This window comes from Hafnia paralvei (assembly GCF_020150375.1).
GTDB classification, from domain to species: Bacteria; Pseudomonadota; Gammaproteobacteria; order Enterobacterales; family Enterobacteriaceae; genus Hafnia; species Hafnia paralvei.
Map to the genome: position 1 here is coordinate 4,257,200 of NZ_CP083737.1, position 22,583 is coordinate 4,279,782.

The 22,583-nt window shown below is 47.8% G+C and carries 17 protein-coding genes; 4 read left to right on the forward strand and 13 right to left on the reverse strand.

All coding sequences use genetic code 11. The features are described from left to right. Positions 1–3,108, reverse strand: coding sequence for a putative selenate reductase subunit YgfK (gene ygfK / locus K9N75_RS19685; RefSeq protein ID WP_224452030.1), 3,108 nt, complete (start codon positions 3,106–3,108; stop codon positions 1–3). 365 nt (positions 3,109–3,473) lie between these two features. Continuing rightward, positions 3,474–4,118: an NTP transferase domain-containing protein gene (locus tag K9N75_RS19690; protein ID WP_224452031.1), complete on the reverse strand. Its 645-nt coding sequence runs from the start codon at positions 4,116–4,118 to the stop codon at positions 3,474–3,476. A gap of 31 nt (positions 4,119–4,149) precedes the next feature. Between K9N75_RS19690 and yqeC the strand changes: the two genes are divergently transcribed. After that, positions 4,150–4,953, forward strand: coding sequence for a selenium cofactor biosynthesis protein YqeC (gene yqeC, locus K9N75_RS19695; protein ID WP_224452032.1), 804 nt, complete (start codon positions 4,150–4,152; stop codon positions 4,951–4,953). A 34-nt stretch (positions 4,954–4,987) separates the two neighbouring features. Then, a complete protein-coding gene (gene yqeB / locus K9N75_RS19700; protein ID WP_008815425.1) occupies positions 4,988–6,580 on the forward strand; it encodes a selenium-dependent molybdenum cofactor biosynthesis protein YqeB in 1,593 nt (530 codons plus the stop codon). Between the two features lie 54 nt (positions 6,581–6,634). On the opposite strand, the gene arcC is transcribed toward yqeB, so the two are convergent. The 5 genes from arcC to ygeW all read right to left on the reverse strand — a co-directional run bounded on the left by arcC (position 6,635) and on the right by ygeW (position 12,843). After that, the gene (gene arcC / locus K9N75_RS19705) at positions 6,635–7,567 is read right to left on the reverse strand and encodes a carbamate kinase (protein ID WP_008815426.1); all 933 of its coding nucleotides are present in this window, start codon (positions 7,565–7,567) and stop codon (positions 6,635–6,637) included. A gap of 44 nt (positions 7,568–7,611) precedes the next feature. Further along, positions 7,612–9,000, reverse strand: a complete 1,389-nt coding sequence (gene hydA / locus K9N75_RS19710) for a dihydropyrimidinase (protein WP_199372373.1) — start codon at positions 8,998–9,000, stop codon at positions 7,612–7,614. A gap of 83 nt (positions 9,001–9,083) precedes the next feature. Continuing rightward, positions 9,084–10,301, reverse strand: a complete 1,218-nt coding sequence (locus K9N75_RS19715; protein ID WP_008815428.1) for a YgeY family selenium metabolism-linked hydrolase — start codon at positions 10,299–10,301, stop codon at positions 9,084–9,086. Between the two features lie 75 nt (positions 10,302–10,376). Then, positions 10,377–11,576, reverse strand: coding sequence for a diaminopropionate ammonia-lyase (gene dpaL, locus K9N75_RS19720; protein ID WP_008815429.1), 1,200 nt, complete (start codon positions 11,574–11,576; stop codon positions 10,377–10,379). A gap of 79 nt (positions 11,577–11,655) precedes the next feature. Continuing rightward, positions 11,656–12,843, reverse strand: coding sequence for a knotted carbamoyltransferase YgeW (ygeW, locus tag K9N75_RS19725; RefSeq protein ID WP_004097024.1), 1,188 nt, complete (start codon positions 12,841–12,843; stop codon positions 11,656–11,658). Between the two features lie 511 nt (positions 12,844–13,354). On the opposite strand from ygeW, the gene K9N75_RS19730 reads away from it, so the two are divergent. Beyond that, positions 13,355–15,133: a sigma-54 interaction domain-containing protein gene (locus K9N75_RS19730; protein WP_008815430.1), complete on the forward strand. Its 1,779-nt coding sequence runs from the start codon at positions 13,355–13,357 to the stop codon at positions 15,131–15,133. An 86-nt stretch (positions 15,134–15,219) separates the two neighbouring features. On the opposite strand, the gene K9N75_RS19735 is transcribed toward K9N75_RS19730, so the two are convergent. Both K9N75_RS19735 and ssb1 read right to left on the reverse strand, forming a co-directional pair. After that, positions 15,220–15,549, reverse strand: a complete 330-nt coding sequence (locus tag K9N75_RS19735) for a hypothetical protein (RefSeq protein ID WP_008815431.1) — start codon at positions 15,547–15,549, stop codon at positions 15,220–15,222. A 241-nt stretch (positions 15,550–15,790) separates the two neighbouring features. After that, positions 15,791–16,330: a single-stranded DNA-binding protein SSB1 gene (ssb1, locus tag K9N75_RS19740; RefSeq protein WP_004097018.1), complete on the reverse strand. Its 540-nt coding sequence runs from the start codon at positions 16,328–16,330 to the stop codon at positions 15,791–15,793. A gap of 533 nt (positions 16,331–16,863) precedes the next feature. Between ssb1 and uvrA the strand changes: the two genes are divergently transcribed. Then, the gene (gene uvrA / locus K9N75_RS19745; RefSeq protein WP_064572755.1) at positions 16,864–19,695 is read left to right on the forward strand and encodes an excinuclease ABC subunit UvrA; all 2,832 of its coding nucleotides are present in this window, start codon (positions 16,864–16,866) and stop codon (positions 19,693–19,695) included. Positions 19,696–19,794: 99 nt separating this feature from the next. Here uvrA and K9N75_RS19750 read toward each other — a convergent pair whose 3' ends face one another. From K9N75_RS19750 to K9N75_RS19765, 4 genes are all read right to left on the reverse strand, one after another. Then, a complete protein-coding gene (locus K9N75_RS19750) occupies positions 19,795–20,142 on the reverse strand; it encodes an MmcQ/YjbR family DNA-binding protein (protein WP_004097014.1) in 348 nt (115 codons plus the stop codon). Next, positions 20,135–20,563, reverse strand: a complete 429-nt coding sequence (locus K9N75_RS19755) for a secondary thiamine-phosphate synthase enzyme YjbQ (RefSeq protein WP_004097012.1) — start codon at positions 20,561–20,563, stop codon at positions 20,135–20,137. Before K9N75_RS19755 ends, K9N75_RS19750 begins: the two co-directional genes overlap by 8 nt. Before the next feature lie 205 nt (positions 20,564–20,768). Next, positions 20,769–21,242, reverse strand: a complete 474-nt coding sequence (locus K9N75_RS19760; protein WP_224452033.1) for a DUF1097 domain-containing protein — start codon at positions 21,240–21,242, stop codon at positions 20,769–20,771. Next, positions 21,239–22,510, reverse strand: coding sequence for a NupC/NupG family nucleoside CNT transporter (locus tag K9N75_RS19765; RefSeq protein WP_008815436.1), 1,272 nt, complete (start codon positions 22,508–22,510; stop codon positions 21,239–21,241). The genes K9N75_RS19760 and K9N75_RS19765 overlap by 4 nt, the downstream gene beginning before the upstream one ends. Positions 22,511–22,583 lie beyond the last annotated feature (73 nt).

Genomic DNA, 22,583 nt, shown 5'->3' on the forward strand with positions numbered 1-22,583 from the left:
TTAAACCTCCACGCGGCCAAGTAGATAGTGATGGTGGTTGTGAACATGACTAATGATGCGGCACATGTCTTCCAACTCAGCGGGAACTTCGTCCAGTTGACCGTGTTCATCAATATGCAGGTGCCAGATTTGCTTGCCCTGACGTACGCTGACGTTTTGTTCATCAACATAGAAACCAGGGTTAGTGCTATTGGTAAAATCTTCTGGCAGGCTATAAATCGTGATTTTGTCTTTGTAAGGTTTGCCTTCCCACGGGCAGAACTGCGCACAGTTACCACATTCGTTGCAATAAGCGTCTAAATGCAGGGTTTGGAAACGGTCATGGAAACCTGGAACGGCGATTGAAACGTTGGCACGGTTAGGACAAACATCAACACACTTGCTACAGATGTAGTTACATTCCAAGCAGCGCTGAGCTTCCTGAGCGACAAAGGCTTCACGCTCTTCTTTATCAACCATCACGACGCTAATAGCGCCCTTACGCTGATAAATTTCGGCAGGATCGACATTCGACCACTGTTTGTCATGGTGATGTGAACGAATGTTTTCGCGCTTAAGTACCTCATCCGTTGCACGTCGAGCAGTGCCAATAGCGGCAACGATAGAAGAAGGTCCGTTTTGCACGTCCCCAATCAAGAACACGTTAGGACGGGTGGTTTCACCGGTATCATTAGCCACAGCAGGCCAACCCTCGGCATTCAACGGCACGCCCATGGCGCCTAATGCCGCACAGTCAGCCTGTTCACCGATGGCGGTAATGAGCGCATCCATCTGCAGTTTAATGGTTTTATCCGTTGCGACTGGACGGCGACGCCCTTTCTCATCAGGCTCACCCAGTTCCATAACGCGCGCAACTAATGTTCCGTCAGCATCAAACTGTTCTGGGTTTGTCAGGAACATAAATTTCACGCCGTCTTCCACCGCTTCTTCATACTCTTCGCGGTAGGCTGGCATTTCATTCAGGGTACGACGATAAATAACGGTGACATCTTCAACGCCCGGAACTTTCAGCGCAGCGCGCGCACAGTCCATCGCGGTATTACCCGCCCCTACAACGGCAACATGGCGGCCGAGAGAAAGCTTATCGCCACGGTTGTAGCTGCGTAGGAATGGCAGAGATTTGTAGACATTGCGGTTATCACCTGCCAGTTTCACGCCGCTATTTTTGTCAGTGCCGATACCAACGAAAACATAGCTAAAGCCTTGCTGCATCAGCTTATCGACGGTTAGTTCTGGGTCGCAGCCAAACTCAAACTTCACACCATGGGCAGCAACAAAATCGATATCATGCTGGATGGTTTCTGCTGGGATACGGAACTGAGGAATAATGTTTTTCACTACCCCACCCGCATTTGCCTCACGCTCAAACAACGTGACTTGATAGCCGGCACGAGCTAGGAAGTAGCCTGCAGAAAGTCCCGCAGGCCCTGCACCCAACACCGCAACCGGATGCTTAGAGCCAGAGCCCGCAGGTTTATGCCAACGTTGCTTGTATTCATCCCAGCCTTTTTCCAAGGCGACTTTTTTCAGCTCGCGGATATTTAGTGCGCTGTCGTAATCCAGACGTGTACAGTTGTACTGGCACTGGTGATCGCAGATATGTCCAGTGATCGCAGGTAACGCATTACGCTGATAAATCAGTTCTAATGCATCCGCATAACGCTGCTCGCCGAGCAGGCGAATATATTCAGGAATATCCTGCTTAATGGCACAGGCGGTAACACAAGGAGCCACATAGCAGTCAGTCATTGGCAACGGGCCACCAGCATCAATGCGATCTTGAGCTTTCCAATGTTTCTGAGTGTATTCCATGCTGACCGCTTTCTTCGCCAACGCTTCCAGGCGATCAACGTCGACTTTAGTCATGCCCCAAGTATCAGACTGATCCAGTTCACGCATGCACTCTAACTGGCGTAAGTATCCACCCGGCTTGAGTAAATCCGTTGCCATAGTGATTGGGCGAATACCGGTATCAAAAATCTCGCGAATATTAAATTTGCTCGCGCCACCAGAGTAAGAGATGGCAAGTTCGCCGTTAAAGGCGCGAGATAGCACCGCTGCCACGTTGATAGACAGAGGGAACAGTGCACGACCCGACATATACATCTCTTCGCCAGGCAGCGCGCCTTTGTGATTGATGGTGCCGAGCGTGTTAGTCAGCTTCACGCCAAAACTTAGCTGTTTTTCTTTACCGAGAGCAATCAGCCTTTGCAGCATGGAAATAGCTTGTTCCAGCTTCAAATCATGTTCGAAAGACTCTTCTTTCAGACCGATATAATCAAAACCACAGGTGTCTAAGATTTCACGCACACGTGGATAGCCGAGCAAGGTTGGGTTCAGCTTAACAAAGGTATTGAGCGCCTTCTCTTCCAGCATATAGCGGCAAATGGCTTCAATCTCATTTGGAGGGCAACCGTGCATCGTTGACAGGGTGACACCATGTACCATCTGCGCAGGGATCTGCTGTGGCAGCGTGCTGAGCTGTGCCGAACGAGATTCAAGGGCTAAACGTTGAGCAAAGTCTTTGTCACCAATGAAACTGGCCAGAATAGACTGATACTCGGCATATTTTGGATGTTGGGCAGAATCCATCATATTGTGAATGAAATTCTGCATTGGCGGCTGTTTAATACCTTCTAGGTTATAGCCAACGCTCATATTGAAAATGAAAGACTTTGCTTCACCTGGAGTGCGTGGATCAAAAATAGCTTCTAATAGATGCAGCACAAACCATGCTTTTAGATATTCGTCGTGTGCTTTTTGAAGGGTAAATTCCGTCGACCACTCGGTGTTAAAACATTCGTCTTCAGCGTCAATACAGGGTTTATCTAATTCTAAACGGTCGAGGATCTGCACCGTTTTCAGCTCGATAAAACGCCCACCGGTAAGCCAAGAAACAATGATATTTTGCGCAAGCTGCGTGTGTGGTCCAGCCGCTGGACCCATTGGGGTTTCGCAGGTTTCGCCAAATACCTTGATGAGTCGGTCATTGTCTTTACGATAAAACTGCTGTTCCGGTATACCGAAGATTGAGCGGCTTTCGTGGTATTCTGCGAAAACTCGCGTCAAAAGCTCCTCGAAAGGAACGGGGCGCATGATATCTCCCATGACTATCTCCTTGCTACGACATGCTCAAATGTAAAATGGCAGAGGATTAACAATCCTCTACGGATAAGAGATATCAGCAACAATCGAGCCAATGGTTTGCACTCAGAAATAAAAACATTAATTTCGTGAGCTAAATCGAATAGCAAATTTTATTTGTGAATCCGCTCACTAAACAAATGAGAATATAAATCAATGCCGCACTAGGCCACAATTACATCTACGGCCTACGCGTGAATCAATTATCAAAATAGAATAATACAATATCAGTTTGATAAACATTGAGACTTGAATATCTCAAAAATGAGAGCGCAATCGATAAACTAATATATAAAAAACAAAAACGATATTATTAGCCAGTAATTAAATTAATCATGGGAAGTTCCAAGCAGTAATTGATATGCTTCCGGTGTATCTATATCCATAACCGTCTGAGGTTGATTCATATTTAAATAGCGATACTCACCTGCAAGTAAAAACTCACGCATTGACGTCGTGGTGACATCATCCATGCAGGCTTGCTGTATGATTTTTTTAGGCAGCAAAACAGGATGTCCAGGGGTTCCCTGATGACAAGGCAACAATGCGTAAGGACCGCGCTTCAACCAAATCTGATGGTAGATCTCACGGTTTAAGCAAGGGATGTCACCATGAGTAATAAAGCAATACTCAGTATTAACATTTTTCCCAGCCGCTTGGATCGAAGAAAATAAACCGCTAGCATAATTATTATTTATAATAACTGTGATATCACTCTCATTATTATAACGCGCCAACAGTTCTTCACCGCGATATCCCACGACTAATATTATTCGCTGACAAAATTGACGTGCATTTTCTATACTTGAATCAAGAATCGTTCCTCCATTATAAGGTAGCATCATTTTCCATTGCCCCATTCGAGAGGAAAGACCCGCTGCCGTAATGATGCAATCTACGTTTTCACGCGGACTCATATCCACTATTGGCGATATAACCGCTCGTTGATGCTTTCCTAATTTATGATTCATCATTTCTCCTCGGCATGGTCTTTAATAAAAACTGATGATACCCAACATTGACGTGCTATTTAATGATGTCGTTTCAAATGTACAAAACAAACGCGCTTATCTTATCAGCCTGATTGGTGCTGGTGGGAAAACCAGTACCCTATTTTGGCTAGCTCAGTTTTTTGCTCAGCAAGGACTCAGCGTATTGATCACCACGACCACCCGAATGTATCGCCCTGAATCTTCTCAAGCTAACCCCATTATCATCGAAAAAGATTATTGGCCCACGCTCCTTCAACAGGCAAAGGTGCCAACACCCCCCCCTAAAATCGTAGCACTCTTCACGGAATATAATGCGGACACACAAAAAGTTTCCGGCATTACCCCAGAACAGGCTGACGAATTAAATCGCGCCCATCTTTTTGACATCATTTTAGTCGAGGCAGACGGCGCACATCAGAAACCGCTAAAAGCCCCTGCAGGGCATGAACCTTGCATTCCCCTCAGTAGTAACTGTGTGATTGCGTTAACCGGAGGGAGTGTCATTAATCGCCCCGCAGATCCTGAACATATTCATCGTTGGCCCATTTTCGCCGCCGTTTGTGGCATTAAAGCCGGTGATGTGCTCCAACTTTCAGTATTTGAAAAATTTATCTCACATCCTGAAGGCATGTTCAAAGGCGCCCCCGAGCACCCACTGCGCATCTGGCTGATTAATCAACTTTATCAGATCGATAATGCTCTTTTAGACGCGCTGAATGGCCTACTGGAATCCCAACCTGAGTTAAGTGCTATTTGGGTTGGCGCGGTTCAAGAACACCCTCCAATTACGCATCAGCTACACCAGTCACACAAATGAATTGACGAACTATCACTGGGATCTTGAGGTTGCTATGAACATTTTTGCGCAAGCAGCACGATTGGAAGAAGAAAACAAACCTTTTGCGTTGGCACAAATTATTGAAAGTCGAGGTTCAACCCCTCGGCACTCCGGCCAAATGTTGGTGCTGGCTGATGGCAGTATCTTCGGCACTATTGGTGGAGGCATGGTTGAACGTTTAGTTATTGAGCAAGCGCTCGAAGCGTTGTCCGAGCGTAAAGCTCGGGTCTTCCACGGGCGCATGGCGCGTAATGGCCAAGACGCCGTAGGATCAGACTGCGGCGGTGCGATGTCGGTTTATATTGATGTGCATGGTTTACGTCCTCGCTTAATCTTGATCGGTGCAGGACACGTAAACCGTGCGATTGCACAGGCGGCTGCGCCTTTAGGCTTTGATTTACACGTCGCCGATACCTATGCCTCTAGCCTCGATCCTGCCCTTTTTCCTGCGGGTACTACGCTGGTACATGCTGATAGCTTCAGCGCTGTCATTGAAAAGCTCAACATTGAAAAAGAAAACTTCGTTATCATCGCGACAAATAATCAGGACAAAGAAGCATTGGATGTGCTGATTGAGAAACCATTATGCTATTTAGGATTATTGGCGAGCCGAAGAAAAGTTCAGACCTTTACCCAAGCACTACGCCAGCAGGGAGTATCAGCAGCACTCATCGAACGTTTGCATGCCCCAATCGGCTATAACATCGGCGCAGAAACGCCAGAAGAAATTGCCGTAAGCATTTTGGCTGAAGTCTTACAGGTCAAAAATCAGGCTGCAGGTGGCTTGAAACAGGATGACGTAAGACTAAAACGCGACAAACTCGTCGTTATCCGAGGCTCCGGCGATATTGCGACTGGTGTTGCGCTCAGGCTTTTCCATTCGGGGTTCCATGTCCTCATGCTAGACATCGCGAAACCCACGGTGATCCGTCGTACCGTCGCATTCGCTCAAGCTATTTTCGATGGTGAAGCCTGCGTTGAAGGCGTCACTGCCAGAAAAGCGAACGGGATAGATGAAGCATTTAGCATTCTCGATCGTGGTGAAATCCCAGTCTTAGTGGATGAAAAGGCCAGCTACCTTGATGAATTAAAACCTCGCTTCTTGGTTGATGCTATTTTGGCTAAACAAAACTTGGGCACCCACAAGGATATGGCGCCGATAACCGTGGCGTTGGGGCCTGGATTTAACGCAGGCCACGACTGCGATGCCGTCATTGAAACAAACCGAGGACACTATCTAGGCCGTGTTATCTATCAAGGATATACGCAGCCCAACACCGGTATTCCGGGCAATATCTCTGGGCATACAACCCGTCGTGTTATACGAGCCCCCGCTTCGGGCATCATGCACTGCTGCGTTGCGCTTGGCGATCTCGTTAAAGAAGGCGATGTGATGGCACATATTGGTGAAGCACCGGTCTTTGCGCCATTAACTGGCATGGTGCGTGGCTTGCTTAGCGAGGGATTAGAGGTCTGCGAAGGATTTAAAATCGGTGATATCGATCCACGCGGCGCTGAGGCCGATTATATGACGGTTTCAGATAAAGCACGCGCGATTGGTGGCGCAGTTCTGGAAGCAATGATGAAGTTGGATCGGAAACATTAATTCTGAATATTCGCCCGCTTCCATGTAAATTAGGAAGCGGGCGAGGCAAACCGGTTAGTTAGCAATAACCGTCCCAGTTTTTCCTTCAATTCCCTGCTGTGCTTTACTCAAGACAGTAATCAATGCCTGACGGCCAGCACGAGACTCGGCGAAAGAAACGGCAGCTTCAACCTTCGGCAACATTGAGCCTTTAGCGAAATGTCCTTCTTCGATGAAACGCTGAGCATCAGCAATACTGAGCTGATCCAGCCACTGCTCATTAGGTTTCCCAAAGTTAATCGCCACTTTCTCGACCGCAGTTAAAATGATCAGCATATCTGCGTCGATCATTTCTGCCAGTTTGGCGCTAGCCCAGTCTTTATCGATTACTGCCCCCGCACCGCGTAAATGATTTCCTTCGCGCAATACAGGAATTCCACCGCCACCAACGGTAATAACCACTTGCCCCGCTTCAAGCATGGCCTGTACCGTTTCTTTCTCTACAATATCAACCGGCTTAGGTGACGCAACCACGCGACGATATCCACGTCCGGCGTCTTCCTTCATGATGTAACCGTTACGCGTCAACAGTTCGGCCTCTTCCTGCGAAAAGAATGAGCCAATTGGCTTGGTAGGATTCGCGAAAGCGGGGTCTTTAGCATCAACAATCACCTGTGTGATAATTGTGGCAACCGGCGTTTGCAGCCCGCGATCGAGCAGTTCCTCACGCAACGCATTTTGTAAATCGTAACCGATATACCCTTGGCTAAGCGCCACACAGACAGACATAGGCAGCATCGGAGTGTGCGCCTCTGTTTTCGCGGCAGCCTCAAACGCTTGATTAATCATCCCTACCTGCGGGCCGTTGCCGTGAGTTACCACCACCTGATGACCATGTGCAATCAGATCAACAATCGCTTTCGCCGTCGATTTCACCGCCTGCATTTGCTCGGCGAGTCCTTCACCTAACGCATTGCCGCCTAGCGCAAGCACAATTTTCTTTTTCATCCTATTCCTCGCAGATATTGGTGACGCAGATTAAACGAATAAAACTACATGGAAGGTTGAGCAAAAGGTTGGCGATGTATAAACCGACCATAGCCAGCCTGCCCTGTGAATTTTCCAGCCTGAAACACATTTGCGCCTCGGCATAACGTCGTGATGATCTCCCCTCGGCAACGGAATCCCTCATAAGGTGAATAATCAGCGTTATCATGCAAATGAGTATGCTCGATAGTGGTGGTTTTCTGCGGGTCGATAATGACTACATCGGCATCTGCCCCCACGGCTAAATTGCCTTTTTGTGGCCACAAACCAAACAGGCGAGCAGGATTGGCGCTAGTGAGTTGTACAAAGCGCGCGGGCGAAATTCGCCCAGTCATTACGCCCTCTGAAAACAGAAGCTGCATGCGATTTTCAACCCCAGGAAGTCCATTCGGACAGCGGGTAAAGTTGCCATCAGACATTGAAATACGTTGGTGGTAAGGGAATGAGCAATGGTCGGTAGCCACGGTATCAATCGCACCATCAGTGATACCACACCATAGTTTGTCTTGTTCTTGATGGTTACGGAGCGGCGGGCTAAGAATGAATTTCAGAGCATCTTCTTGCTGATAGCAACGCTCATCTAGCAGCAGGTATTGTGGGCAGGTTTCAACCCAGACTGGCTGATGGCGCGCACGCGCCAAACGGAGATAATCGAGCCCTAAACCGTTAGAAAGATGAACAATGTATAACGGCACATTCCCTGCCAACTGGGCAAGATTAATCATGCGGCTGATAGCCTCTGCCTCACACTCGAGAGGACGACTCAACGCGTGATACATCGGCGAAGTTTTTCCCTCGGAGAGATACTGCTTGCGGCGTAGCGCAATCGCAGCATCATTTTCTGGGTGTACTGTCGCCAATGCGCCAACACGATGCAGCTGCTGTAAAGCCCGCAACACATCCGCATCGCCCAGCTTGTAGTTATACGTCAGATAGAGCTTAAAACTACTGATGCCTTCCTCATGGACCATTGATGACATTTCATTAAGGATTTCATCATCAATGTGTTGGATCACGCCGTGAAAGCTATAGTCCACCACGGCCTTCCCCGCCGCATACTGATGGTAAGCTTTCAACTGGTGATGCAGATTGCACCCCGCAGGCCCAAATCCCATATGATCAATAATGGTTGTTGTACCGCCGCAAGCTGCTGCGCGTGTGCCGGTAAAAAAATCATCACAGCTACGGGCTATTCCAACGTCGATGTTGAAATGGGTATGAACGTCAATGCCACCGGGCATGACGTAACATCCTTCGGCATCAATCACTTCGTCTGCGTCTTCAGCAGAAATATGCTCAGCCATATGGCTGATAATGCCATTTTCGATCAGCAGATCCTGTCGGGTTTCACCGTCTGCGTTGACGACCACACCGTTGATAATCAGCTTTTTCATCGAATGATTTTCCTTGGAGCTATAGGCTGAAAAAACCACTCCAGCCAAATTATGGCCGGAGTGGATTACGCAATTAATGCTAATTATTTTTTCAGTTCATCGAGATAGGACAGTGGGATCGCGGCATACATAGCAGCACAGGTCACCAAATGGTCTTTCCAGGTTTTCTCATTTGGCGCATGTGCTTCAGGCTCTTTACCTGGGCCAAAACCAATTACTGGAATACCATGACGACCCATGATGGATACACCATTAGTAGAGAACGTCCACTTATCAACTACCGGTTTCTTGTTGAACAACCCTTCATAAGCTTTGCTCAGCGTTTTAACGGTGATGTGATCTTCTTCCACTTTCCACGTTGGGAAGTAACATTCGGTTGGATACACCAAACCGGTGTAAGAAGGTCGATCGTAGTTGTACATGGAAACCACGGCTTTAGAGGCTTTTACTGCAGGCAGGGCGCGAATTTCTTCCAATGCGCCTTCCCATGTTTCACCCCAAGTTAAACGGCGGTCAATGGAAACTGCACAGCTATCGGCAACCGCACAACGGCTTGGCGAAGTGAAGAATATTTCTGATACGGTCAGAGTCCCTTTACCCAAAAACTCATCATTCCCCAAATTATGAGAGAGTTCTTTCAATTCGTTAAGGATTGGACCCATTTTGAAAATGGCATTATCACCACGTTCTGGCGCAGAACCATGGCAGCTGATGCCTTGAACATCGACACGAATTTCCATACGCCCACGCTGGCCACGATAGATCTGGCAATCTGTTGGCTCGGTACTCACTACAAACTCAGGACGGATTTTTGATTGCTCAATGATGTACTGCCAGCACAGGCCGTCACAGTCCTCTTCTTGAACCGTACCGGTTACCAGCAGCGTGTATTGATCTTCCAGCCCCAGATCCTTGATGATCTTACCGGCATATACCATAGATGCCATGCCGCCTTCCTGATCCGATGCACCACGGCCACCGATCAGCTCATCATCTTCCATTCCTTGATAAGGATCGAAGGTCCAGTTTTTAATATTACCAATACCCACGGTATCGATATGCGCATCCATCGCAATCAGATGCGGGCCGTGGCCGATATAGCCGAGAATGTTACCCATTGGGTCAATCTCAACCTTATCAAAACCCACTTTTTCCATCTCTTTTTTGATGCACTGCACCACGAGTTTTTCATCGCAGCTTTCGCTTGGGATGGCGATCATATCGCGCAGAAAGCGAGTCATTTCATCTTTGTACTGATATGCTTTTTCCAACACCATTTCAAAAGGAACTTGCTTAGCCATTTTTCTTTCACTCCAATGTGTTAGCTCGCTTACGGCGAGAAAATAAAGGTCAAAAAGCCGTGGGGATATATGCGATCAACTACAGGCTGGATGCTTCCCTTCCCACACCACTTCTCGATAATGCTTAACGTCGGTGTCGCCTTCGGTGCTGATGAGCAACACTACAGAATCATGATTTAAACCAAGCTCTTGCATTAGCTCTTCGCGCTTCGGATGATGGTGAACTGCGGCTAAAACACCTAACCCAACGGCACCAGACTCACCCGATACAATCCGTGGATCTTTTCCAAGTGGATTGCCTAAAACACGCATACCAAGCGCAGCGACCTTGTCTTGACAGGAGATAAACTGAGTTGCGCAGTTACGCAGCAATGGCCAGCCCAGAGGATTAGGCTCACCGCAGGCTAAACCGGCCATAATGGTGGCCATATCGCCGCCCACGTTGACAATTTCGCCTTTCAAACCTGAGCGGAAAACACAGTCAGCTAAATCAGGTTCTACAATGACGGAGTGCAGTTTTTCAGCACCAAATACGTCAACTAAATACCCGAGTACGCCGCCAGCCATAGCGCCAACGCCCGCCTGTAAGAACACATGAGTTGGGCGCTGAACCCCCATCGCCTGCATCTGCTCCACGGCTTCGTCTGCTAGGGTGGAATACCCTTGCATAATCCACGTAGGGATCTTGGTATAACCTTCCCACGCAGTATCCTGCACCACTTCCCAACCCCGTTCCTGCGCGGTCTTCATCGTCAAGCGAACGGTATCGTCATAGTTCATATCGGTTACGATGCACTCAGCACCTAAATTACGAATATGATCAACGCGTTCACGAGCAGAACCTTTTGGCATGTAAATCACGGCGTTTTGACCAAGCTGCTGAGCAGCCCATGCAACACCACGGCCATGATTGCCATCTGTGGTGGTTGCAAAGGTCATTTTTTCTGTCAGAGTGGCTTTGAGTTTTTCAAAAGAGAATTCGTTGATATCGATTTGGTACTTTTCACAAAGCAGCCGAGCAATGGCATAGGCCCCGCCCAACATTTTGAAAGCGTTCAAACCAAAACGTTGAGACTCGTCTTTAACTAAAATCTTGCTCACACCAAATAGCTGAGCCAACTCTTCCAACGAGCGCAGCGGCGTCGGCTGATAACCCGTAATTTTTTTATGAAAGGCACGAGCCTTTTGTGCTTCTACGCGCGAGAAAAGTGGAGACGTTTCACCGTTGAAAAAACGGTTTTGCGCAATATCCACTTTCAAAGAGAAAACAGACATAACCCATCCTCATCAGGAGAGTATCCGCCTACGCGGCGGAAATACCGACGCATCGCCCGATGCGCCGGTGCAGACAGCCTTACTTGATGCGCTTTTGCGCTTCTTTCAGCAATTGTTCTAAAACCAGACCCGGTTTAGAGAATTTACGCGCCACGATCATGGCCGCGATGATGTATGGCTTCCAGCTAGCTTCTTTGTAAGTAGCGATGCGATATTTTTCGAATACGCCTTCGGTCACTTCGCCCTCTTTACAAGACACGCCGGAGATATCCGCAGGCAGACAGTGCATATAAAGCGCTTCACCGCCTTTGGTATGCTTCATCATTTCTTCGGTGCAGTGCCAATCTTTATGTTTAGCGTTCTCGGCTAAGCACTGTTTCTCCAACGCTTTGAGACCATCATGATCGTTGGCGCGCAGCAGTTCAGTACGCTCTTCCATCACTTTGTAAGGTGCCCAAGACTTCGGATAAACAATGTCTGCATCTTTGAAAGCTTCTGCCATTGAGTTCACCTGGCGGAAGCTACCGCCAGAAGATTCTGCGTTCTGTTTTGCAACAGCGACAACGTCAGGGATCAGGTCGTAACCTTCAGGATGAGCCAGCGTGACATCCATACCAAAACGCGTCATCAGGCCGATAATGCCCTGTGGTACAGAAAGTGGTTTGCCATAGCTTGGTGAATACGCCCAAGTCATCGCAATTTTTTTGCCTTTCAGATTTTCGAGACTACCAAAATGTTCCTGCAACCAAGCCAAATCGGCCATTGACTGCGTTGGGTGGTCGATATCACATTGCAAGTTAACCAACGCTGGACGCTGCGGCAGTACGCCTTGCTCGTAGCCTTCATCCAGTGCAGCGCCAACTTCACGCATATAAGCGTTACCCGCCCCCAGATACATGTCATCACGAATACCAATAGCATCGGCGCAGAAGGAGATCATATTTGCAGTTTCACGCACGGTTTCGCCATGAGCAATTTGTGATTTTCCCTCATCCAAATCTTGTTGCGTTAAACCCAGCAAGTTAAGTGCTGAAGCATAGGAGAAACGGGTACGTGTTGAGTTATCGCGGAAAACGGAAATGCCAAGACCACTATTGAAAATCTTGGTTGCAATGTTTTCTGCACGCATGGTTTTTAATGCTTCGGCCAGATCCAGAACCAGTTTCAGCTCCTCTGGGCTTTGCTCCCAGGTCAGCAGAAAATCTTTTTCATGCAGATTCGACTTAAGCGCGTTGATATCCTTAATTAATTCGTTAACTGTTCTCATCTCATGGCCCTACAATAGTAAGTGATTGGCGTTTGGATTTAATCTGCTACAACGCACGTGAGGCAGAATTTATGCGTGCATCAATAACAGCGACTGTTAACTCTTAAACAATAACTATGCCAAACTGTATTTAGATAAGGCACAAAGAGATAAATAGACTAAATAATGTGAGCTAAGCCGCACTATTTATTATGAAATCGAGAAAGTAACCTCACACAACAGGAATAGTTACAAGACTAACTAAGAAGCAATCGTATTTTTCCCCTTCACCACTTGAATTAAAAACGGTATTTTTTCCATTGATACAAACCAGAATGATAAGAAAAGCGCCATTCTTATCAATTTGATAATAAAGTGTGATGCGCGCTGCAGAAACTTATCCAACTTAACAAAAGACGATTGATGTTTATCAATCCCCCTACTGTATTCATGTATTATCGTAAGTTGAAAGGACATAATTCCCGATAACTATAAACGCGTGCAGTTGTAGCGTTAGAGAAAGGTTCCGATTATGACACCCGTAAACTCTCAGTCTATATTGATGCAAATTCAGCCCACGATCTTACGTTTCACCAAAATGCTCGCCAGCGTCTTACAGCTGGAAGTTGAGATCGTTGATGCCAACATGACGAGAGTCTCAGGGACAGGGCCCTACGGGAAATTTTTTGGCCGCAAGCTGAACAGCAACTCAAGACTACTTAGATATGTACTTGATACTAAGCAAGAAAAAGTTGTCATCCATTCTAGATTCGATCCTGTCTGCGAAGGCTGCACGAGTAAAGATAGCTGCAAAGAAAAAGCTTTCCTTGGCATTCCTATTATTTTTCAAAACGCATGTATTGGCGTGATCAGCCTGGTGGCATTTACTCCAGAACAACAAGAAAGAATTAAAGATAACATCCATGAGTTCTCAGATTATGTTCGTCATATATCCAACCTATTTGTTTCTAAACTATTAGAAAACCAAGGAGGAAGTGATGGGATAAATAAAATTCTGATGAGCCTGATTGAAAATATGGATCAAGGCGTATTGGTCATTGATAATGAAAACAAAGCCAAATTTGCCAACCCAACTGCATTGAAACAACTCAATGCCACACAAGAACAAATTATTGGAAAAACATTTAATATCAGGCCACTGACTTTCCAACAAAATTATACCAGTGGACATTTGCAACATATTATTTCATTCGATGAACAACAAGAGCTGATTATTGGTCAGCTACATGACATTCAAGACCACCAGCTATTTTTAATGGCATTTCATCAGTCTCATTCTCCGATGAATGTTGATTTCAATCCTGATGATCCGCGTATTGAACATTTAGTGGGTGAATGCCGCCCAATTCGAATTTTAAAGCGCCTGATTACTCGTGTAGCCCCTAGCCCATCCAGCATTCTCATTGTTGGAGAGAGTGGTACCGGTAAGGAAGTTGTCGCCCGAGCAATTCATCAATTAAGCGATCGAAATAATAAACCCTTCATCGCTATTAACTGCGCAGCAATTCCGGATCAACTCTTAGAAAGTGAACTATTTGGCTATGTGAAAGGCGCATTCACTGGAGCTTCAGCAAACGGCAAAATAGGGCTAATTCAAGCAGCCAATAACGGAACCCTATTCTTAGATGAAATAGGGGATATGCCACTGACCTTGCAGGCTAAACTACTACGCGCGATCGAATCTCGAGAAGTACAGCCAATTGGCTCAAGTAAACCGATCTCTGTTGATATCAGGATTATTTCCGCCACTAACCAGAATCTTGAGCAATACATTGCCGACGGTAAATTTCGCGAAGACCTTTATTACCGATTAAATGTCATTCCAATGACTTTGCCCCCCCTGCGCGAACGTCAGGGCGATATTGAGCTACTGGCTCATTATTTCCTTAATTTACATACTAAGCGTATTGGTATTGTTTACCCAGGCATGGCGCCTGAAGTCATGTCGCTGCTGAAATTATATCGCTGGCCAGGCAACGTACGTGAGTTAAGTAACCTAATGGAATATTTGATTAACGTGGTGCCAAGCGGCGAGGTGATTGATATCTCACTACTGCCACCTAATTTGGTCAACGGGCAAGTTACCCGTACTTATCGTGAAGATATTCCTTACCAAAGCGCAGCAGCATGCGAAGAACACGGAGCCACGGGGCTAGAAGATATGGAACGGCAAATGATTCGCGAGGCACTCAGTCGCCACAATAATAAAAAACAGGCTGCTGATGAACTTGGAATTGGCATAGCGACGCTGTACCGGAAAATAAAAAAATACGAGCTGACGTCGCTATAACCGCACACCTCTGTATAAAATCTAGGTCGATGGGATAGATGCTTGTACACGCATGCTGGCATGTACGGGACAAAGGTGAAATGTTTTCAGCCGTGAACCAGCAGTATCCCCATAATGAACAGACACAGCATCATAGGCAGAGCCAAAATCAGCAATTCAAGCATACGCTTGCCCGGATGAAGGATTTCATTCTCTTGGGTTTTAGCCAGCGCCATTGCCCCTAGCAACACGGCAAACAATGACAGCGCACCAGCAAAGCTAAAATCGGCGAATAGTACCGACATTTTCCATGCGTTATACGCTTCTGGCGACAAAGCGGCTTGGTTCTGCCCTTCCGTCAACCATTGCCATAGCAATAATACCAATGGCAGCAGCCATGCTCCCGCCCCAGCAATCCAAGATATACGTCTAATCACTGCACTTGTCCCCAGATACAGATTAAAACCAGCCTGACATTGATTTATTTTTTATCAAAAAAAGCCCCGCACTGCAGTAACGCCGTTCGTTTAAGAGATCGAGATACACGGGTCTACCACACCGTGGGGCGCTCCGGCGGCTTACGCCGCTACGACCCCATCGGTGTGCTCCCCCTAAAATCGAGCTTAAGTGAACGATGTTACGCAGTGCAGGGCTATGGGTTGATTTCTTTAATAGAAATCAGAATGGAATATCGTCATCGAAATCCATTGGCGGTTCATTGCTTTGTGGCTGAGCTGCTGGAGCACTCTGAGGGCGAGCCGCTGGCTGTGAGCCGCCGCTGAACTGATTCCCCTGTGGCTGCTGAGGTTGACCCCAACCGCCCTGCTGACCCTGTGCCTGACCGCCGCCCATAGGCGCACCGCCACCTTGACGTCCACCCAGCATCTGCATGGTGCCGCCAACGTTTACAACAATCTCAGTGGTGTATTTTTCAACGCCCGCCTGATCGGTCCATTTGCGCGTCTGTAGCGCGCCTTCGATATAAACCTGAGAACCTTTACGCAGATATTCACCTGCAACCTCTGCCAGCTTGCCAAACAGCACTACACGGTGCCATTCAGTTTTTTCTTTCTGTTCGCCGGTTTGCTTGTCGCGCCAAGTCTCGGAGGTGGCCAGAGTAATATTGGCTACAGCACCACCATTCGGCATATAACGGACTTCTGGATCTTGACCCAGATTCCCGACAAGAATCACTTTGTTAACGCCTCTGCTGGCCATTTCGATTCTCCTGATGAAGTAAATTTGTACATACCCACGACAATTGTAGCCGCATCACAAAAGGTCTACCCCTTTTATACAGCGCTTACACGGGCCCAATCGGGCAAGGCCTCGCCGAATAACGCGACTGCAGCTTCAAGTATGGCGGGTGTAGTCTAAACCGTTAATTCTAACACGCCAGTGGCCTAACGGCACCACTGTTCGCTTCTGTGAAGTAGATTCCCCAATTGTTTAAGCTTAGAACAATTTTGCATTCATATACTGGATATTCATTCAGGTTTTATTGTGCCATAATTGATCGTTTCAAGCATCGTTGCGTACAGCCAAATTCGCTAAAAATCTCCAGCAGGCCGCACCAGTACTGGAAACGTTGCGTTTTTTTCGCTGGAAAACCCGACGGTGTTCAAGATTATCCAGAGCCTATCCCAATGGGTGCTCTGTGGGTATTTCCCTATACCGCAATCAGTGCGAATGGGCAGAAATGCACCGCAGATAAGCCTAATGAGATGGGTTCTTCATCCGGGAAGTCGTTAATGGATAAAATAGAAATACGGGGTGCTCGCACCCACAACCTGAAAAATATCAATCTGACCATTCCACGCGATAAGCTGATTGTCGTCACCGGATTATCAGGCTCAGGTAAGTCTTCTTTAGCGTTTGATACGCTCTACGCCGAAGGCCAGCGCCGCTACGTAGAATCGCTGTCGGCCTATGCACGCCAGTTTCTTTCGTTAATGGAAAAACCGGATGTTGACCACATTGAAGGTCTGTCTCCGGCGATTTCCATCGAACAGAAATCTACGTCGCATAACCCACGCTCTACCGTAGGGACGATCACCGAGATCCACGACTATTTACGTTTGCTGTTTGCTCGCGTTGGCGAGCCACGTTGTCCGGATCACGATGTTCCATTAGCGGCGCAAACCGTCAGCCAGATGGTGGATAACGTATTAACGCAGCCAGAAGGTAAACGCCTGATGCTGTTAGCGCCGATCGTGAAAGATCGTAAAGGCGAGCACACCAAAACACTGGAAAATCTGGCCGCGCAGGGCTACATCCGCGCACGTATAGACGGTGAAGTTTGCGATCTTTCCGATCCACCAAAACTAGAGCTGCAAAAGAAACATAGCATTGAAGTTGTCGTTGACCGCTTCAAAGTGCGTGAAGATATGGCACAACGCTTAGCAGAATCATTTGAAACTGCATTAGAGCTTTCCGGTGGTAGTGCGATTGTTGCCGATATGGACGACAGCAAAGCACCCGAACTGCTGTTTTCGGCTAACTTTGCCTGCCCAATATGCGGCTACAGCATGCGTGAACTTGAGCCACGTTTGTTCTCCTTCAACAACCCAGCCGGCGCCTGTCCAACCTGTGACGGCTTGGGTGTTCAGCAGTATTTCGATCCGGATCGTGTGGTACAAAACGCTGAGCTTTCTTTAGCCGGTGGCGCTATTCGCGGTTGGGATCGTCGTAACTTCTACTATTTCCAGATGCTGAAGTCTTTAGCCGACCATTATCATTTTGATGTGGAATCCCCATTCGAGAGTTTGGATGCCAAAACACAGAAAGCCGTGTTGTATGGTTCAGGCAAAGAATCGATTGAATTCAAGTACATCAACGACCGTGGCGATATTACAGTGCGTAACCACCCGTTTGAAGGTGTACTGCACAATATGGAGCGTCGTTATAAGGAAACGGAATCTTCTGCCGTACGCGAAGAGCTATCGAAGTTTATCAGCAACCGCTCCTGTGCTTCGTGCCACGGCACTCGCTTACGCGAAGAGGCTCGCCACGTCTTTGTGGAGAACACTACGCTGCCAGAGATTTCCGATCTGAGCATTGGCAACGCGCTGGAGTTTTTCCGTGATATCAAATTACAGGGTCAACGCGCGCAAATTGCCGAGAAGATCCTGAAAGAGATCGGCGACCGCCTAAAATTCTTGGTCAACGTCGGACTGAACTATCTAAGCCTATCTCGCTCAGCAGAAACGCTCTCCGGCGGTGAAGCTCAGCGTATTCGCTTAGCAAGCCAGATTGGTGCCGGATTAGTGGGCGTTATGTACGTGCTGGATGAACCCTCTATTGGCCTGCACCAACGCGATAACGAACGCCTGTTGGAAACGCTAGTCCATCTGCGTAATTTAGGTAACACCGTCATCGTTGTAGAACATGATGAAGATGCCATTCGTGCCGCCGATTATGTGATTGATATCGGCCCTGGCGCGGGGGTTCACGGTGGTGAGGTCGTTGCCCAAGGTTCGGTTGACGAAATCATGGCGGTGCCAGAGTCGTTGACCGGTCAATTCTTAAGCGGCAAACGTGAGATCGCGGTTCCTTCCGAGCGCGTACCTGCGGATGCCACCAAAGTGCTGAAGCTTATTGGCGCCAGCGGGAACAACTTGAAAGACGTCACGCTGACACTTCCGGTCGGTCTTTTTACCTGCATAACCGGTGTTTCCGGTTCGGGTAAATCAACGCTTATCAACGACACGTTATTCCCGATTGCGCAGCGCCAGTTAAACGGCGCTACGCTGTCTGAACCTGCGCCTTATCGTGCGGTAGAAGGCATGGAACATTTCGATAAAGTTATCGATATTGACCAAAGCCCTATCGGTAGAACTCCGCGCTCGAACCCAGCAACGTACACCGGTATCTTTACGCCAGTACGTGAACTGTTTGCCGGTGTGCCGGAGTCACGTGCTCGTGGTTATAATCCCGGCCGTTTTAGCTTTAACGTAAAAGGCGGTCGCTGTGAGGCCTGTCAGGGCGATGGCGTTATTAAAGTCGAGATGCACTTCCTGCCGGATATTTATGTGCCTTGTGACCAGTGTAAAGGTAAGCGCTACAACCGAGAGACGCTGGAGATCAAGTACAAAGGCAAGAGCATCCATGAAGTGTTGGATATGACCATTGAAGAAGCTCGTGAATTCTTTGATGCCGTTCCCGCATTGGCGCGAAAACTACAGACGCTGATCGATGTAGGTCTGTCTTATATACGTTTAGGTCAGTCGGCCACAACGCTATCTGGTGGTGAGGCTCAGCGCGTAAAACTCTCTCGTGAGCTGTCGAAACGTGGTACTGGGCAAACGCTGTATATTCTGGATGAACCTACCACGGGCCTGCATTTTGCCGATATTCAGCAGTTGCTGGCGGTATTGCATCAGTTACGCGATCAGGGCAATACGATTGTGGTCATTGAGCATAATCTGGATGTGATTAAAACGGCGGATTGGATCGTCGATTTAGGTCCAGAAGGCGGCGGCGGCGGCGGGCAGATACTGGTGTCCGGCACACCGGAAACGGTGGCTGAATGTGAGCAATCACATACCGCCAGATTCTTGAAGCCATTGCTGAAAAAGAAATAATCCCTACCGATGACACCATAAGCCAAACACCCCGATGGCATCACCATCGGGGTGTTTTATATTTTGACATTCGATATCCGCTAACTGGAAAAATAAAGACTAAAGCCCTTGGCGGGTTTGCTCACCAACATGGTTAAGCGCCAATGAGTAAGAGCCGTCTACTAGCTTATAGAGCAATGAATCATTGAGCGTTCCATCAAGAAAGATAGTGCTCCAATGGGCTTTATTCAGATTAGGGCTGGGTACAATATCTTTATGTTCGCTGCGCAGTTGCGCGGCCTGCTCGCAGCTCATTTTTAGTGCGACGGCAGGACGTCCTTCAACATGATCAACCATCGCAAACATAACACCGCCCACTTTTACCTGATTGGCACGCCAGCGATTTTGAACGCTTTGCTCTGCCCCAGGTTTCGCCATGCAGTATTGCAGAAACGCCGAATTATTCATGAACAATATCCCCTTGTATAGTTGCGACGATCCGACGGCTACCGCCGTGCACGCGGTGTTCGCCGAACCATATACCCTGCCAGGTTCCCAACTGTAGTTTTCCCTTGCATATTGGCAACGTTAACGTCGTGCCAAGCAGCGATGACTTGATGTGCGCAGGCATATCATCAGCGCCTTCATAGTCATGCTCGTAGGGAGCATCTTCGGATACCGTACGCATAAAATGACGTTCCATATCGTCACGGACAGTGGGATCACAGTTTTCATTGAGGGTTAACGACGCGGAGGTGTGCTGTAACAGCAGATGCAATATTCCCACGTTGACAGAGGCTAACTGTGGAAGTTTTTCGATAATTTCATCGGTGACCAGATGGAAACCACGCGGTTTTGCATGCAAAACAATAGTGTGCTGATACCACATCTTCAGACGTCCTTAACTAGTATATTCTTTGTACAATTCACGGCAACTTTTAGGCATCAAAAGTTATGTAAAGGCGTGGTTAGCCTACGCTTCAGCCACATAATTTGCAGTAGCCAATTCGATTTCGCATCGCAAACCAACGTAAAAAGCCCATGTACTTTTGATACATAGGCTAAAAAAAATTATTTATATTGCTAAATATCAACTAGTTATAAACGGAGCTCCAGCGATTCGCCATCCATGTTCCGCTGCTTTGCATGAGAAAACCGAATATTCCTCCCAGACACAAAGTCAAAACCACCGACAGCCAGCCAGACTGGGAACCAAACAGCGCACAGGCACCAATAAAACTACCGGGAACAAAACAAAGCGTACGCAGCCGCGACTGGGCACACATCATGAAAGATATCGCGCCCGTTATCACCGCGGCATAGCTAAAACCCGTTGAAGTCGTCAGCGCAATAGCAATAGCGGCCCAGCTTGCACCGCTAATATTCGCTGCCATACCGCGACATAGCCCTGCTAGCCCTTTGCTGGGGATCGCAAAATAGGTTGTACCGCCTAAGAAGCCAATCCAACTCATCAGCACGAACTGTTCGGCTAACCATGCCCAAACACCGGATAAAACACCGGTGCTTAAAGCAAGGCAAAGCAGCAACCGAGTTTCACTTTTCATCATGACGCTATCGCTAGTGCTCCAAGGCCGATGAACAGGCCTGCAATGGTTGCGCTCATCAGATTAGAGAGCGTAGCCGCAAGCAGAGCACGTAATCCCAAGCGCGCAATGTCAGATGCCCGCTCTGGCGCAACTGCGCTGAAAGCTCCCACTACAACCGCGATTGAACCGAAGTTTGCAAAGCCACAGAGCGCAAAAGAGATAACGGCGATGGTTTTTGGATCTAGAACGCCAGCCGCATCCTTGAGATACGGAGAGAAATTCACATAAGCCACAAACTCGTTGATCGCCAGCTTTTGCCCGATCAACCCACCGGCTAGCGCGGAGTTATCCCAGCTAACGCCCATGATGTATGCCAGAGGTGAGAAAATATAGCCCAACAAACTTTCAAGGCTAACGCCTGACCAACCAAACAATCCACCAACGCCGCCAACAATACCGTTAATCAACGCAATTAATGCAACGAACGCCATCACCACCGTCGCCACACCTACGGCGATCTTGAGCCCTAACATCGCGCCACTCGCCGCAGCCTCAATAACGCTAGCTGGGCGCTTATCGCTAAATGACATCTGGCTAAACTCAACCTGAGATGCCTCCGTCGCCGGGCTCAGCATACGGGCAAACAAGATCCCGCCCGGAATTGCCATTAGCGATGCCGCCAGCAAATACTCAATAGGCACGCCTAAACCCGCATACCCAACCAACATAGAACCTGCAATTGACGCCATCCCGCTGCAAATCACCGTGAATAGCTCGTTGCGGTTCATTTTGCTAATAAACGGTTTGAGCACCGCAGGGAGTTCATTTTGTCCAAGAAATATCGTGGTGACCGCAGCAAAAGCCTCCACTTTGCTTACACGCATCATTTTCTGGAAAACGTAACCAAGAATATTAATAACCCATCCCATGACACCGATATAATAAAGAATTGAGATCAGTGAGGTAATAAAAATGATCGCGGGTAATACGTGAAATGCAAATACGAATCCAGCTCCGTCGAATAACACATTCATCTTGGGACCAACTAGACCACCGAAAATAAATGAGCTGCCAGCATCACTGTATGAAATAACCTTATTTACACCAGCAGCAATAGAGTTAACCAGCCACTTTCCCGCAGGGATATAAAGCATGACGGCACCGAGGATAACCTGTAGTAATAAGGCCGCACCAACTGTTCTTAAGCTTATTTTTTTTCGATTGTTAGAAAATATAAAGGCAATTAAAAGAAGAATAACGATACCGAACAAGCTGCGTAATAAGTCCATAAATCCGTCCTTTCAATATATACGTCTCTACCTGAAAGGGGATGAGAGCAAACAGATGCCCATCCACCTTTCA